The following is a 16,296-nucleotide window of genomic DNA, read 5'->3' on the forward strand; positions in this document are numbered from 1 at the left end:
AAGCCGGTGATATCTAATTTGTGCTTATGAATAGTAGCAGGCAGCAAGCAGTTGAAGCATTCAGTACATCCCCTGATGAACAAGTGGCAGTGCGAGCTATTGCAGCTGCTACTCATTCTCTTCTCCAACGAGATCTGGTTGCCATTCTGGATGAAGTTGGAAATTATTCGTATGTCAGTCCGGCTTATTTTTCCACCCTGGGTTATCAGGCAAATGAACTCGTTGGTTTAAATGCATTCAGTCTTATTCATCCGGATGATCAGGCTCATTTAAATGAAGAATTTCAGCGCCTGTTGGTACAGAAACAGGAGATCTCTGATCCTTATCGATTTAGAAAAAAAGATGGTTCCTATGTGTGGCTAAAAACAATCGGTTCAAATCTAGCTGATGATCCCGATGTGAAGGGCTACATTATAAACAGTACAGACGTTACAGATATAATTGAAGCACAGGAAGCACTTCATATTTCGGAGAAACAGTATAAATACCTGTTCGAAAATAGTCCGGCACCTATGTTTGTATGGGATTTTGAAACCCGTAAAATTGTGGATTGTAATGAAGAATGCCTGCTACTTTATGGTTACCCTAAAAAGGAATTTCTGAATCTGACGATTCTGGATATCCGGCCTAAAGAGGAACTGAATCGTATTCTGGAAGCCACGAGTTCAGCAACCATGTATGCAAATCGAACCAGTTCCATTCATCGCCAAACCTGGAAACATCTTAAAAAAACTGGTGAACTAATGCTCCTTGAAATAACCGGGCATCTGCTCGATTATCAGGGCCGTAAATCCTCCCTTGTATTGCTCCGCGATGTTACTCAGTTAAAGAAAGAGGAACAACAAAGAAAATTACTCGAAAGTGTTGTTACCAATAGCGGTGATGCCATCCTTATAACAGAAGCAGAACCATTTGATGAACCCGGCCCCAGAATCCTTTATGTTAATGAGGCATTCTGCAGGATGACCGGCTATGATGCGGAAGAAGTAATTGGTAAATCTCCCAGAATTTTACAGGGACCAAAAACAAGCAGTACCGCAATCAAAAATTTCAGTGCTTCACTTAGGAACTGGCAGGCTTCCCAAATGACAGTTATTAATTATGCCAAATCAGGCAGAGAATTTTGGGTAGATATTTCTGTGAGTCCGGTTATGGATGATTCAGGTTTGATTACTCATTGGATTGCTATCCAGCGGGATGTCACTGATGAGAAAAGAGTAGAACAAAAGAATAAGCTGAAAGTAGATTTAAGTCATCGCTTCAGCAAGCACTCCAGAATGAAAGATTGTTTAGGGGCAGTCCTTGATTATTTAAAGGAATCAACGGGGTTTGAAATGGCAGAATGCTGGTGGTCCAATTCTGATAATTCAAATTGGGAGTTATTTAATTTTGATGCTGCCAATATAAATGGACTGATTTTTAAAAATGGACAGGAATTGCCATCCAGTCTTTGTTTTTCCCGAAAAGTTCAACTCCTGCAACTAAGTGATAATCTTACAGTTTTAGGATTACCATTACTTTTTGAAGAGCAGGTCTTTGGGTTATTGGTATTTGCAAATGTTGAATACAGGGATATTACCGAAGCCGTGACATTGTTATCCGGAATGGAAGAATTTCTGGGCACGGCATTTAAAAGAAAAAAACTGGAAGAAGAACTGAATCAGATATTTTTCACGGCACAGGATGTAATGGGGATTGCAGGACTGGATGGTTATCTTAAAAGAATTAATCCGGCTGCCTGTTCCTTATTAGGTTATACTGAGAAGGAATTATTGAATATTCCTTTTCAGGATTTAATTTATGCTGATGATAAAGACTTTACGATTGATAAATTGATGGCACTTTCCGAGGATAATAGCAGTATTAATCTGGATGCACGGTTGGTGGCAAGTGATGGAAACCTGATATGGCTAAACTGGAGCTTTACATTATCTAAAGAAGAAGGATTGATTTTTGCCGTTGCGAAAAATATAACAGAACAACGTGCATTGCAAAAGTTGCTCAACAATGCTACAAATCTTGCCCGAATTGGTGGTTGGGAGTATTCAATTAAAGATCATAGAATTTCATTATCTGCCATTGCTGTGGAAATGCTTCAATTGCAGCGTGACGGAATGGTGAATAATATGGATTGGGATAAGCTCTTAGGTTCTGACGAAAATCATCAGAGAATCAAACTGCTTCTGAAAGAAACACTTCTGACAGGCAAAAAAATAGATGAAGAATTTCTAATAAAAACACAGGATGGCACCATGCGATGGGTTCGTATCATTGGTGAGCCAGATGGAAATAGTTGTAATTGTACCACAATTGCTGGAAGTATTCAGGATATTCATCAGAGAAAAACCTATGAAGCTTCTCTCCAGAAATTAAATAAGGAACTGGAACAAAAAGCAAGGGAACTGGCAGCATCCAATACGGAACTGGAACAGTTTGCATACGTAGCTTCACATGATTTACAGGAACCTTTGCGAATGGTTACCAGCTTTCTTACACAAATTGAAAAAAAGTACCAATCGGTGCTGGATGATAAAGGAAAGCAATATATTTTTTATGCGGTTGACGGAGCTATGAGAATGCGCCAGATTATTCTTGATCTGTTGGATTATTCAAGAGTGGGTCGTATCAATCAGGCAAAAGATCGGCTAATCCTGAATGCAATAATAAAAGAAGTCAGTTTGTTGAATACAACGAGCATTGCTGAGAAATCTGCAACAATTATTGTATCAGATTTGCCAGTTTTATACTGGTATCATACACCGGTTTTACAATTGTTTCAAAACCTCATTGGAAATGCATTAAAATATAGCAGACAAAATATTCCTCCTGAAATAAGAATTTCAGTAGCTGATATGGGAGAACAGTTGAAGTTCACTGTTTCAGATAATGGCATTGGTATTTCATCTGCATATTTTGGAAGAATTTTTACGATTTTTCAACGTCTCCATTCAAAGCAACAGTATGGCGGAACTGGTATGGGGCTCGCTATAGTAAAAAAGATTATTGAACATTGGGGTGGCGAAATATGGGTAGATTCGGAACCGGGATGCGGCAGCTCTTTTTATTTCACTATCCCTAAAGAACTCTTATATGAACCCTGGGTTTCTTAAACAGAAAGGTTACCTGGTGCTGGTTTTTTCAGTATTGCTGATCGGCATCGGTGGGTTTCTTTATTTCAGTAATCTGCTATATCAGCAGGAACTGAATCGAACTCTTTTTTCCAACGAAAAAAAGTATACGTCCATAGCCGAGTTGAATACGCTGCAGTTAAAGGCAATAAAGGAAAAAAGAGGATATCAGATAAACAGGGCCGACTATATGCTTATGTCTTATCTGGCCAATAAACAACAATCTGTTTCACTGGCCAGAAAACTTGCTATTCAGTTTCGCGGTGATACCCTGAATAGCCAGGTTGATTCATTGTTGTTGTTGGTTAAAAAAAGATATGAAGATCTTGATTTGCAAATTCAATACATAAAAACACTACCGGAATCAATGTCCAATCAAAAGATTGCGGAGAATTTTGCCATTTCCAGAAAACTTTCAGTAGCATGGGAGCAGGGCTTTGCCCGGCTCCAATCCAATTTGCATTCAAGAAGTATGGATTTGGCGGATACGGAAGAAAAATTGGCCAGGCAAAATAATATCAGTTTTATCGTTTTATTGTTGCTGACAGTTGGATTATTGACATGGTCTTTTTTTTCTATCAAGCATCAGGATATATTAAAGCAACAGAACGATTCTGCTATGCGGATCAATGCAGCTATTCGTGCCAGTGAAAAGGAATTCAGTTCTGCCTTCGAATATGCTTCCATCGGTATGGCGCTGGTGGGTCTGGATGGAAAGTTTAAGCGGGTGAACAGCAGTTTGTGCAAATCACTTGGTTATTCAGCAAAAGAATTGAAAGCACTGAATTTTCAGGACATCACGCATCCTGATGATCTCAATGCAGACATTGATTTTGTGAATCGGATGATACAGGGTTCGATTGAAACATATTCAATGGAGAAACGATATTTTCATAAGAATGGTCAGATTATCTGGATCAATCTTAGTGTATCAATGATTAAACAGGATGATGGCACTCCCAAATATTTTATCTCCCAAATTGAAAATATCACGGAATGGAAAAATGCACAGTTTTCTCTATCAGAAAGTGAAATCAAGTATCGTTCACTTTTTGAGAACTCACTTCATGGCATGGTTCTGCATGATTCATCTGGATTTCTAAAAGATATTAATCAGTCTGCGCTGAATTTGTTTGGTTACACGAAGGGTGAAATAAATACGCTGAAAATTGATTCTTTGCTTGATAAAACCGACCCAAGATTAGCCGTGTTGCTGAATGCAAAATATGAATTTGGGAAAGCACAGGGGGAGATTACCGGAATTAGGAAAAATGGAGTTCGCTTTCCCTTGTTACTTTCTTCTATTTCATACGTTGATAAAGATGGCGGGGAGGTGCATAGCAGCACCCTGGTGGATCTTACCGAACAAAAGGAGATTGAAGGAAAATTATTGGACCAGCAATATCGGATAACCAATATATTGGAGGGTACAAATGCCGGGACCTGGGAATGGAATGTGCAAACCGGGGAAACAAGGTTTAATAAAATATGGGCTGAAATAATTGGTTATTCACTGGAGGAATTGATGCCAATTACCATTGATACCTGGATAAAATTCACACATCCGGATGACCTGCTTGAATCCAATCGGCACCTGCAGGCATGTTTTAATAAAGAAGCTGATTTTTATGAGTGTGAATGTAGGATGTTGCATCGGGATGGACATTATGTTTGGGTGTTGGATCGGGGTAAAGTAATGAGTTGGACAGCAGATGGAAAACCGCTCTGGATGTTTGGTACCCATCTTGATATTACCCGATCAAAAGAACTGGAAATCCAGCTTCGTGAACAAAAAGCTTTTACAGATGCCGTTCTCGAAACCATTAATGTAGGTGTAGTAGTTTGTAATAATGATGGAAGATTACAACTCTTTAATAAGGCAACCCGGGAAATGCATGGTGTTCCTGAGGCTGATATAGCAGCGGAAAATTGGAGCAATTATTACCAGCTTTTTCAGGCTGACCGTAAAACTCCCTTACCAATGGAACAAATTCCGCTCTACCGCGCGTGGAAAGGAGAGGAGCCGGTTATTACGGGGATGTCTATTCGGCAGCGATCCGGAAAAATGATTGATGTATTGGCCACCGGTACAAAAGTTATCGACTCTTCCGGGCACTCTATTGGAGCGGTGGTTTCTATGACAGATGTGACACCCATTCGAATTATTCAACAACAGCTGGAGGAAAGCGAAGCAAAATTTAAAGGTATTTTTAATTCGGCTTTTCAATTTATTGGATTTCTGAAGGTGGATGGAGAATTACTGGAAGCCAATAAAACAGCGTTGGATTTTGCCGGAATTGGTATTGAGGACGTGAAGGGTAAGAAATTCTGGGATTGTCATTGGTGGCAAAAGGATGAAGCTGTTAAGCAGCATTTGCAACAGGCTATCCATAAAGCAGCTTCGGGACAGATGGTGGTTTACGAAGTAGAAGTATTGAATAAAGATAATTTTCCAGTAACCATTTTGTTTAGTTTAAAACCGCTTATGGATAATGCCGGAAAGGTTATGGCAATCATTCCGGAAGGCAGATTAATACAGGAAATGGTGGATGCAAGAAAAGAGCTTGAACAAAAAAATGAAGAACTTGAACAATTCGCTTCTACTGCTGCCCATGATTTGAAAGAACCCTTACGTATGATTGGAAGTTTTATGAGCCTCCTGAAATCAAAATATTCCGACCAGTTGGATACAACAGCCAATAAATATGTTGATTTTGCAATTAATGGATCAACCCGAATGAGTCATTTAATTACGGACTTACTCGATTATGCACAAGTTGGAAGTGAACAGGTGCCTTATGAGGAAATTGATCCTGAATTATTGCTGTTGGATATTCTTTCCTTGAATGATTCTTACATAACAGATAAATCAGCAAACATAAGCTGGACCCAATTGCCTCATATTAAAGGACAGAAAGTTCCCATACAATTGCTGTTTCAGAATCTAATAATGAATGGTATAAAGTATCAGTTACAGGATTCCGTACCAGTAATTAGGATTTCCGGTCAGGAGCTCACAGATTGCTGGATCTTTTCTGTTGAAGACAATGGAATCGGAATTCCGGCAAGTTTTCATGATAAAGTATTTCAGGTATTTAGCCGATTGCATGGAAAAGAAAAGTATAGTGGAACAGGGATGGGACTGGCAACCTGTAAGAAAATAGTGGAATTACATGGTGGGAAAATTTGGATTGAATCCAAGGAAGGAGAGGGAAGTTGCTTTCATTTTACAATTAGTAAAAATTCGATAGCATAATTCCTATTCATTTCTCCAAAAAAAATAAGTATTTTCAGTTCAATAAATTCATAAATAGTGAAAACCACTGACCTGAATACCTTTCTGGAGGAATTAACGCATCCACTGAAGCAGGAAATCATGGAAGTGCGTCAGATTATTCTGAATACAAACAGGCACTTAACGGAGCATATTAAATGGAATGCACCAAGTTATTGTATCAATGGGGAAGACAGGATTACCTTTAATTTGCATGGTACCAAACAATTCCGGCTGATATTTCATTGTGGTGTCAAAATAAAAGCCAGAAAAATAAAAGATAAAATTTCATCTGATAAAGAGCAATTGCTGGAATGGGTTGCAGATGACCGGGCTGTCGTACAATTTTCAGATATGATTGAAGTGATGCAGAAGAAAAGATCAGTTGCATTACTAATAAATGAATGGATCAGGTTAACTACCTGATTTTAGAAATTTTCACTTAAAATAACCGGTGCCTGTTTTCGTAAACATTGGGAACTCCTCAATGGCTGGAATCTCTTTTCCAACGTTGTTCCAATCTAATCTGATGATAGAGTTTTACATGGTTGATGGGTTGAACAAACAAAAATTGTTACCAGAATCGGAACAGTGGAACGACTTTGTCAATATTTGGAGCTTTTTGATCAGGTGCCCAATAAAACGGTATTACTATGCCTCCCGTAACTTCAAATTGCTTATTTTCCAGATAGGTGAGGGTAAAGGTAAAATTCCTCTTTATGGTTAATTATTAATTTCCTTTAATAAGATTTTAATGGCAGGAGCTCCTTTGATTACGAATGATGCAGTTGTTTTTGGAATTCTGATGGGCTTACTTGCCCTGGTCTTTTATACTTCAGGTCTGGATATTAAATGGGTTAAGAAATTCTATAGTGTTGTTCCCGCCATCCTGCTATGTTATTTTATTCCGGCTCTGCTTAACACCTTTTCGATTATATCCGGTGAAAAATCAGCACTCTATGGAATGGCTTCCAGGTATTTGTTACCGGCAAGCCTTGTTTTACTTACCATAGGAATTGATATGAAAAGTCTGCGACGCTTAGGTGGAAAGGCCGTGCTTATATTTTTCGCCGGCACAGTTGGTGTAATTATCGGTGGGCCGGTTGCTCTGGCTATTACGGGAACCGTCTTTCCGGAGTCGCTCTATTTTGAAGGAGAGGAGACCTGGCGGGGACTGGCTACCATTGCCGGTAGCTGGATTGGTGGAGGAGCAAACCAGGCTGCTATGTTGGAAGTTTTTGGTTCTGGTAAATCTCTTTTTGGTCAGATGATTGCTGTGGATGTGTTGATCGGTAATATCTGGACCGGAGTGCTGCTTTATGGAATCACCAAGAATAAACGAATTAATGCCTGGCTAAGGGCAGATGATCGCTCGATTGTGGAATTGGAAAAACGGGTGGAACAAATGAGGCTGGAGCAAACAGTTCATAAGGCTGCCGTAAAAGAATGGATTCAGGTTTTGGGAATTGCATTTGCTTTTACTGCACTCTCACATCTTGCCGGTGATTGGCTGGCTCCCTGGTTTGCTGCAAACATTCCTGAATCTGCCAGTTATTCCCTTACCAGTACTTTTTTCTGGATTGTAATAATTGCAACTACACTGGGTATGTTTGCTTCGTTTACTCCACTCCGAAAGCTGGAACAATATGGCGCTTCTGATTTGGGGACCGTTTTTTTATATGTTCTGGTAGCTACTATTGGTATGAATATGAACCTGAAAGCACTCGTGAACAGTCCGGTATTTTTTATAACGGGAATAATCTGGATGCTCATTCATATTTCAATTCTACTGGTTGTTGCAAAATGGATTAAAGCACCTTATTTTTTTGTTGCCGTTGGAAGTCAGGCAAATATCGGAGGTGCTGCATCTGCTCCTGTTGTTGCTGGTTTTTTTAATAAATTTCTTGCACCTGTTGGTGTTTTACTCGCTGTGCTTGGATATGCAGTAGGAACCTATGGTGCTTATATCAGCGGATTATTGATGCAGGCTGTTTTTCAGTTCCTTCGATAATACCGGTTCCGAATAAATTTTTCCAGTTCAACCGCATGAAAAATTATGGCTGCAATTCCAATGCAGATCAATAAATCGGTCAAACTTAAAGGAGCTGTTTTAAATAGTTTATTGGCAAATGGAAGATAGATTACTCCAAGCTGAATAAAAAAAGTGCCAATAACTGCAATTGCCAGAGAGGGATTGGAAAATAATCCGATTTTATAAATAAAACTATGGTCGCTTCGGATAGCCAGCACATGACCCAGTTGCGCCAGTGATAAAACAGTAAACACCATCGTTTGCCAATTAGGATGATTGGTATGAATGGCCCATGCTTGTGTTCCCAGGGTTACTACTGCCATTAACAGACCAACCCAAACTATATGATACCCCGTACCTTCCGAAAACAATCCCTCATCGGTTCTTCTTGGCGGACGTTTCATTATATCATTCTCGGCTTTTTCTGCACTTAGTGCCAGGCCAGGTAAACCATCTGTTACAAGGTTGATCCAGAGTATATGAATGGGTAATAAAGGGATGGGCATGCCTAATAAAGGCGCCATAAATATGGTCCAGATTTCTGCACCATTACAGGTCATTATATACTTTACAAATTTTCGGATATTATCGTAAATCCGTCGACCTTCTTTTACGGCTTTTACGATAGTGGTGAAATTATCATCCAGTAAAATCATGTGAGCTGCTTCCTTACTTACATCAGTTCCTGTAATCCCCATCGCTACCCCAATATTAGCAGATTTAAGAGAGGGTGCATCATTAACTCCATCCCCTGTCATTGCAACAAAATGTTTCTTTCTTTGCAGCGATTGAACAATATTCAACTTCTGTTCTGGTGATACTCTTGCATATACTTTTATGCGCTCAACTTTATTATCCAATTCATCCGGACTTAACAAGGCCAGTTCCTTTCCGGTTATTGCCAGATCATCATTTCCGTACAAACCTATTTCCCGGGCAATAGCAGCCGCCGTTTCTGGGTGGTCACCTGTGATCATAACGGGTTGGATACCGGCAGTTTTACAATCTTTTATTGCTTTTTTCACCTCATCTCTGGGAGGGTCTATCATTCCTGCCAATCCAGCCGGTTGTAAATCAGTTTCCACATTCTCATAGTCAAACGGCTCGGGAAGTTTATCAATTATTTTATACCCATAGGCAATTACACGCTTGCCTTCTTTTGCCATTTGTCCGGCTTCTTTTAACCATTCAACCGGATCAATCCGATTGTTCAATCGCTGGGAAATTGCTTCCGTAGCTCCTTTTGAAACAACCAGGAATTGTTGCTCATAACTATGAACAGTTGTCATGCATTTCCGATCTGAATCAAAAGGTAATTCCGCAACTCTTGGATAATCACTGTTAACCTGATCAAATACACCAGCATACTCCTCTTTATGAAGATATTCTACAAGCGCAATTTCAGTTGGGTCTCCGATCCAGTTACCATTTGAAGATTTTTTTACATCCTGATTAATAGCCATACAAACAGACAGCAGGTCGGTAGTTAATTTCGGTTCATCGGTACCGTTATATGGAATGATTTCCACTACCGTCATTTTATTCTGTGTAAGTGTTCCTGTCTTATCTGAACAGATATAGGTAACAGATCCAAGTGTTTCAACGGCAGGAAGTTTTCGTATAAGAGCGTTTTTTGCAACCAGCCTTTTTGCACCCCTGGCCAATGCGATGGTTATCAATGCCGGTAATGCTTCCGGTATTGCTGCTACAGCCAGCGAAATGGCCACCAATAGCATGGCAATTGGTTCTTCTCCGCGTAATAACCCTACTGCAAACAAAGCAATACAAATAAGCAGAATTAAATAGGAAAGCTTTTTGCCGAATTCATTCATCCGTTTTTGCAGGGGTGTTTGGGATTCAACTGTTTGTAGCATTCCGGCTATTTTACCGATTTCCGTTTTCATTCCCGTATGCACAACGATTCCGACACCTCTTCCGGCGCTTACCTGTGTGCCTTTGTAGGCCATATTAATCCTGTCACCCAGGCTGCTGTCGGTTTCCTCCAGTGTTTTGATTGTTTTATCAATAGGAATTGATTCTCCGGTGAGAGAAGATTCTTCGATTCGTAAACTATGAACTTCCAGCAACCTCATATCCGCAGGTACCAGATTGCCGGCTTCCAGTACTACCAGATCGCCGGGAACAATTTCTTTTGATGAAATCTGTATGGGTTGCTTATCCCGGATTACTGTAGCTTGCGGCGTAGCCAGCTGACTAAGTGCATCCATTGCTTTTTCTGCCTTGTATTCCTGAACAAATCCCATAATGGCATTCAGCAGAACGATGATTAATATGATGATTGTATCGGTCAGATCTCCGGCAATTCCGGATATAATCGCTGCCGCCATCAGTACCAGGATCATAAAGTCGTTGAACTGATGAACAAACAGCAACCATACCGGTTTTTTCTTTTTTTCAACTAATTGATTCAATCCAAATTCTTCCAGTCTGCCGGAGATGGTTGAACTGTTCAGGCCATCCTTACTGGCCGAAAGCTCCTGTAAAATGGTATCAATAGATTTGTTATGCCAGTTCATAGTATTAGTTGTATAAATTATACAGTAAAATAAGGTTCAGGGCATACATAAAGAAAATAAGCAACGCGTCCCAGCCAAGTTTGTAACGCTTTCCCGAAGGTCGGACACTTAACCCAATTATTACAATTGCAGACATTATAATAGCTGCTAAGACGGATAAAACAAATCATCTATGGATAGAATTAATATATTGAAAATATTGCTTCCTAATAATCCTCCGATTGCCATATCAAGCGCACCCATGCGGACAGCTGCAATTGAAACTGCAATTTCGGGTAAGGAGGTGCTTGCAGCCAGAAATAATGTACCGACAAATGATTTAATTAATCCGGCTGATTCTGCAATATGTTCGGCAAAAAAAGGTAATGCAAGTGCCGCAACTATTATGATCAGGGCAAATCCAATATAATTCCGGATTACAATCGGTAATGGCTGTCGCATTTCCTCAAGTTGAGTTTCCTGTACTACGAGCGCTCTAGTCCGGCTAATGTGAGTAAAATTATACCCAATGCAGCACTAATTATATGATTAGGCGAAGCTTCACTGAAAATTGGTTTTCTTTTTGGGATGAAAGCATCCGGTAGGGCGAGTATTCCAAGATTAAACGCACAACTTCCCAAAATATCACCCACTGCAAGATCCACTGATTTTACAAATGCAACAGAGCTTATTCCTACCATCAGTTCCGGTAAGGAGGTTACAGAAGCCATTAGAATTAACCCCACCCAGGCTTTTCCCCAGCCAGTATGTTCGGCTAACCGATCACCATAATGCGATAATTTTTTCCCCGAAAAAAAAATGATGACCGCACAAATAAGGAATCCTCCTGTGTAAATCATTCGATAAGTTAAGAAATCTTCCGGGTAGCTTGCTCGTTCCCGTATTTTGTTGTAATTTTTAAAAAAATCCATCCTGTCATGAAAAAACACATTTCCCGCTCAAGGGGAATGAATACAGGTTCCTCTGGTTTTCTCAAAACCGCTAGCCATTGGTTGCAGTCCATCCGCACCAGAGCGAAGGATATATTTATTCGCGAAGACGTTAAGGAAAAAATCAATAATTCGAAACTTAGCTGGGAAGAACGTTTGTTACTGATGGGTTTGATAATTGTTGCGGGAATTACCCTTCTTGGAATAAAACTATATGAAAATAATCGCACTTACCAGCAGGCCTATACGCAGTTGGACCAGTCCAGGTTGGTTATGATGGAAACCGAACAGCTTAGAGTTGTGTTCAAAGAAATGGAGCCTGCTCAATCCATAACTTCCTTCCAGCCTGCCCTGGCTAAATCACTGTCTGCCATTTCTTCCATAAAGAAACATTCCCTTGTACAGGAAAATCGAATAAAATCCATTCAGCAGATGCTGCAGTCTCAGCAGGCATTAACCGGACTATCACAAGCAGATTGGAAAACCATCTATAGTCTGCTGGATGGTATGAAAGCAGAAGAGCAGCGTAATCTGGAGATGAGAAAAGCGGATATCACACTTGGGTACAGCATTGATCAGCGGCTTTATATATTATTGCTTGTAACATTGGTTTTACTTGTTGTTCTGGCCGGTTATGTATTATATAAAAATCAACTCGCCACCCTGCAGGCAAAACAGCAGCTTGAAAATAATAAACTGATTCTGCAGTCAATCATTGACAACAGCTCTTCCCTGGTTTATGTAAAAGATATGCTGGGCCGCTTTATTTTCACCAATAAGAGATTCACGGAATTTTATGGAAAAACTGGTGAGCACCTGAATGAAACACCGGATGAAACCGTGCTGGAGTCACGCAAATCAATGGAGAGTCAGGAAGATTTAATTATCAATGAACAGGCGGTTCATTTCTATGCTATCCGGTTTCCTTTGTTGGATAAATTTGGTCAGGTATATGCTACTGCTGGTATTTTCACCAACCTCACGGACATGATTCGAAAACAACAGGAGTCGAAGGAAAAAGAATTATTGCGTAATACACTGGCTGTTCAGGAAAATGAACGATTGGAAATTGGGATGGAATTGCATGATAACATAACCCAATTGCTGGCTTCTGCCAAAATGATGCTTGATACCGCTATCCGTCAAACAAAAACGAAGGATGAGCATCTGGAAAAAGCAAGAGATGATGTATTCACTGCGATTCATGAAACCAGAAAATTATCACATAGTCTGGTTGTACCGGGACTGGAAACAGAATCACTAACGGATGCGATTATGCGCTTACTGGATCGGTTGAAAGCGGATAACAGGATGCTGGTGCAGCTAAAACTTGTTTCCAAAAAGAAGCTGAATACGCTTGATGCGTCAATACGGCTTGCCTTATACAGGATTCTTCAGGAGCAGGTAAATAATATAGTTAAGCATGCAGAAGCTACCCAGGTACTGGTGGATCTAAAGTATCTGACAGATTCCATCCAGCTCACCATTCAGGATAACGGAGTAGGATTTGATCCGGAAGTTTTTAGTCCGGGTATCGGACTCTCCAATATAAACAGAAGAGTCAGTCACCTTGGCGGTGAATGCAGGGTACACAGTGTACCCGGACAAGGATGCCAATTAAATATCCTGATTCCACAATAGATTTTCCAAATTACTGCATGGTGTTTTTTCATAAATTCACCGTAAAAGCAAGCAATGGAGGCCGAAAACCCGAATCAGGCCTCCGGGACCCATTTAGCCAGGTCATTAGGACCCGTAATGCTATGGGGGCTCGGAGTTGGATATGTTATATCAGGAATGTACTTTGGATGGAATCTTGGACTGGCAGAAGGAGGAACCCTTGGAATGGCAATAGCAACCGGTCTTATTATTCTGCTTTATATCACTTTTACTTTTTCTTACACGGAACTTGCCTGTTCCATACCTAAAGCAGGTGGTGTCTTTGATTATGCACATCGTGCATTGGGTAAAAAATGGGGTTTTCTTGCCGGTATGGCCCAGGTAATCGAATTTGTGTTTGCACCACCTGCAATTGCAGCAGCAATAGGGGCTTATTTTCATATTTTTTTACCCGGCATTCCGGTAGTGGTAATTGCCATGTTTGCCTATCTGGTATTTACAACTCTTAATATAATAGGAGTAAAAGCTGCAGCAAGTTTTGAGTTGATTATAACAATACTGGCGGTGGTTGAATTATTGATTTTTGCCGGAATTACCCTACCGCATTTTGAATGGGCCAATCTTGAGAAAAATTCATTACCTCATGGTACAAAAGGTATTTGGGCATGTATTCCCTTTGCCATCTGGTTTTTTCTTGGATTGGAAGGTATTGCGAACGTTGCCGAAGAAACAATTCAACCACAGAAAACAATTTTAAAAGGATTTGGATCTGCGTTATTAACGCTTATAATTCTTTGTGTACTGGTTTTTGTTTCTTCCATTGGCGTGGCAGGATGGGAAGCCATCGTTTATGCATCACCGGGAGCTGCACCATCAGATTCTCCGCTACCTCTGGCAATGGCACAGGTTACCGGTAATAGCGGATGGGTGTATCATTTGTTGATTACCATCGGTTTATTGGGATTGATCGCTTCCTTTCACGGAATTATTCTGGCAGCAGGAAGGGCCAGTTTTGAATTTGGCCGTGTAGGGTACTTTATCAAAGCAATGGGAAAAATCCATCCCAAATTCAAAACCCCTGCCAATGCATTACTAATCAATATGAGCCTTGGTATTATTGCTTTGTTGACCGGAGAAACCGGCGCAATTATTACCATTGCATGTTTTGGTGCCGTAACCTTGTACATAATTTCAATGGTTACACTTTTGCGTCTGCGGCAAAAGGAGCCCAATCTGGACCGTCCATTTAACGTTCCTTTCTATCCGTATTTTCCAATAATAGCTTTATGTATTGGAATTGTATGTATGATAGCTATGATTACACTTTATCCATTAATAAGCCTTTTTTATTTTGGTATATTAGCTATTGCATATGCCTGGTTTCATTTTTTCGTAAAAAATATTGCAGATGAGCAACACCCAAACAGTCCAGGAGTTGATAACCTACCTGGAAAGTAAATCAATCACCAAGGTTAAGGTTGCCGTAACAGATATGGATGGCATCCTTCGAGGTAAACTTATTAGCTGGGATAAATTTAAGTCTGTTGTCAAATCCGGTTTTGGATTTTGCAATGTGGTATTTGGATGGGATTCCGGTGATGTAGCCTATGATAATGTTCCTTATACCGGCTGGCACAGCGGCTATCCGGATGCCCAGGCCTGTATTGATATCAATACCTTTCGTCAGATTCCATGGGAAAATGATGGTGCCTTTTTTTTGGCAGATTTTACCAATGAGCAGGGTTATGGCCTGGATATTTGTCCGCGTAGCCTGCTTAAAAAAATTGCAGGGGAAGCGCAGGCAATGGGATTTTATCCTTCCTTTTCGCAGGAGTTTGAATGGTTCAATTATAAAAGACCCGCAGAAATTAGGGATTTTCAATCACTTGAACCGATAACCCAGGGAATGTTCGGGTATTCTGTTTTAAGAGCATCTCAGGAGTCTGCTTTTTACCATGATCTTTTTGATCAGCTGACAAAATTCGGAGTTCCGATTGAAGGTATTCATACTGAAACCGGTCCGGGTGTGTATGAAGCAGCTGTATTGTATTCGAATATTCTGGAAGCGGCTGATCGTGCTGTGTTGTTTAAATCCGGCGTAAAGGAGATTGCACACCGGCATGGCTATCTGGCTACTTTTATGGCAAAAGTAAATGAACACCTGCCGGGTTGCAGTGGACATGTGCACCAGAGTCTATGGACATTGGATCAATCCGAAAATTTATTCTATGATGCAGGTTCGGCGAGCAAGATTAGTGAGTTGATGGAAAATTACATGGCCGGACAATTGTATTGCCTTCCATTTATATTACCCATGCTGGCACCAACGATCAATAGCTATAAACGTTTGGTGGAAGGTGCATGGGCTCCCACAACCTTAACCTGGGCCGTTGACAACCGAACCACTGCATTACGTGCATTGCCGGGCAGCAAATCCTCAACCCGTATTGAAACAAGGGTAGTGGGTTCCGACAGTAATCCTTACCTGGCATTGGCTGCCTGTTTGGCCAGCGGTTTATATGGTATCAAAAACAAAATGAAACTGGAAATTCCGGAAACAATTGGTAATGGCTATGCGAATAAAAAGCATGGTATACTTCCAACCAATTTATATGAAGCTACACAGGCAATGAAAAATTCTCCGGTTGCCAAAGAATTGTTTGGAGCTGCCTTTACAGAACATTTTACCGCTTCCCGGGAATGGGAATGGAGAGCTTTTGCTAAAGTTGTAACCAATTGGGAAACCCAACGTTATTTAGAAATAATTTAATAGCAC

10 protein-coding genes are annotated in these 16,296 nt (G+C 40.4%); 7 read left to right on the top strand and 3 right to left on the bottom strand.

What is annotated here, in order from left to right; all coding sequences use genetic code 11:
• Window positions 1-26 precede the first annotated feature (26 nt).
• The 4 genes from B2746_RS08350 to B2746_RS08365 all read left to right on the top strand — a co-directional run bounded on the left by B2746_RS08350 (window position 27) and on the right by B2746_RS08365 (window position 8,413).
• A complete protein-coding gene (locus B2746_RS08350; protein WP_290792395.1) occupies window positions 27-3,110 on the top strand; it encodes a PAS domain-containing sensor histidine kinase in 3,084 nt (1,027 codons plus the stop codon).
• The gene (locus tag B2746_RS08355; RefSeq protein WP_290792396.1) at window positions 3,091-6,384 is read left to right on the top strand and encodes a PAS domain S-box protein; all 3,294 of its coding nucleotides are present in this window, start codon (window positions 3,091-3,093) and stop codon (window positions 6,382-6,384) included. The genes B2746_RS08350 and B2746_RS08355 overlap by 20 nt, the downstream gene beginning before the upstream one ends.
• Before the next feature lie 57 nt (window positions 6,385-6,441).
• Window positions 6,442-6,828, top strand: a complete 387-nt coding sequence (locus B2746_RS08360; protein ID WP_290792397.1) for a DUF1801 domain-containing protein — start codon at window positions 6,442-6,444, stop codon at window positions 6,826-6,828.
• Window positions 6,829-7,156: 328 nt separating this feature from the next.
• The gene (locus B2746_RS08365) at window positions 7,157-8,413 is read left to right on the top strand and encodes a DUF819 domain-containing protein (protein WP_290792398.1); all 1,257 of its coding nucleotides are present in this window, start codon (window positions 7,157-7,159) and stop codon (window positions 8,411-8,413) included.
• Here the strand turns inward: B2746_RS08365 and B2746_RS08370 are convergent.
• The 3 genes from B2746_RS08370 to B2746_RS08380 form a co-directional block, all read right to left on the bottom strand.
• The gene (locus B2746_RS08370; protein WP_290792399.1) at window positions 8,398-10,971 is read right to left on the bottom strand and encodes a cation-translocating P-type ATPase; all 2,574 of its coding nucleotides are present in this window, start codon (window positions 10,969-10,971) and stop codon (window positions 8,398-8,400) included. The genes B2746_RS08365 and B2746_RS08370 overlap by 16 nt on opposite strands.
• Window positions 10,972-11,118: 147 nt before the next feature.
• Entirely contained in the window at window positions 11,119-11,412 is a 294-nt protein-coding gene (locus B2746_RS08375; RefSeq protein ID WP_290792400.1) for a hypothetical protein, read from the bottom strand.
• 23 nt (window positions 11,413-11,435) lie between these two features.
• Window positions 11,436-11,810 (bottom strand): hypothetical protein, encoded by a 375-nt coding sequence (locus B2746_RS08380; RefSeq protein ID WP_290792401.1) that lies wholly within the window; start codon window positions 11,808-11,810, stop codon window positions 11,436-11,438.
• Window positions 11,811-11,888: 78 nt separating this feature from the next.
• On the opposite strand from B2746_RS08380, the gene B2746_RS08385 reads away from it, so the two are divergent.
• From B2746_RS08385 to B2746_RS08395, 3 genes are read left to right on the top strand one after another with little or no spacing between them, the layout of a single operon-like run.
• A complete protein-coding gene (locus tag B2746_RS08385) occupies window positions 11,889-13,541 on the top strand; it encodes a sensor histidine kinase (RefSeq protein ID WP_290792402.1) in 1,653 nt (550 codons plus the stop codon).
• Between the two features lie 54 nt (window positions 13,542-13,595).
• Window positions 13,596-14,978, top strand: a complete 1,383-nt coding sequence (gene eat, locus B2746_RS08390) for an ethanolamine permease (RefSeq protein WP_290792403.1) — start codon at window positions 13,596-13,598, stop codon at window positions 14,976-14,978.
• Window positions 14,929-16,290, top strand: a complete 1,362-nt coding sequence (locus B2746_RS08395) for a glutamine synthetase family protein (protein ID WP_290792404.1) — start codon at window positions 14,929-14,931, stop codon at window positions 16,288-16,290. The genes eat and B2746_RS08395 overlap by 50 nt, the downstream gene beginning before the upstream one ends.
• Window positions 16,291-16,296: the final 6 nt, after the last annotated feature.

This window comes from Flavihumibacter sp. UBA7668 (assembly GCF_002483205.1).
Lineage (GTDB): Bacteria > Bacteroidota > Bacteroidia > Chitinophagales > Chitinophagaceae > Flavihumibacter.